Genomic DNA, 345 nt, shown 5'->3' with positions numbered 1-345 from the left:
AGCCTCTGGAGGAACCATCCAAGGATACGACGTGGATCATCTGTTCGATGGAGCCGGAAAAATTCCAGTCCTCTACTGTCGGCCGCGCGATCCTGAAGCGCTGCACGCAGTTCCAGCTGGAAACGCCCACCACCAGCTCACTCGGCAAACAGGCCCTGCGTATCGCCAAAGGCGAGGGCATGGACTACGTGCTGGATGACGAGCGCTCGATCATCAAGCAGGTGGTGAAGGCCAGCAATTCAGATATGCGCGAACTCGCGAATATCATGCAGGCTCTTCAGCAGTACTACGATGGCATTCAGGGCAAGAAGCCTAAGCTGCTCAGCGCCGATGATGTGGGCACTG

General features: G+C 57.1%; 1 protein-coding gene. It reads left to right on the top strand.

The genetic code is table 11. The features are described 5' to 3' along the window. A partial coding sequence (locus tag AC1RPJ_RS08010) for a hypothetical protein (protein ID WP_481762881.1) occupies positions 1 to 345 on the top strand: 345 nt, incomplete at both ends.

It is taken from the genome of Dellaglioa sp. CoH-57-MRSF-17 (genome assembly GCF_056782015.1).
The sequence above is the reverse complement of the archived record's forward strand: the minus strand, read 5'-3'. Positions and strand labels throughout refer to the sequence as shown.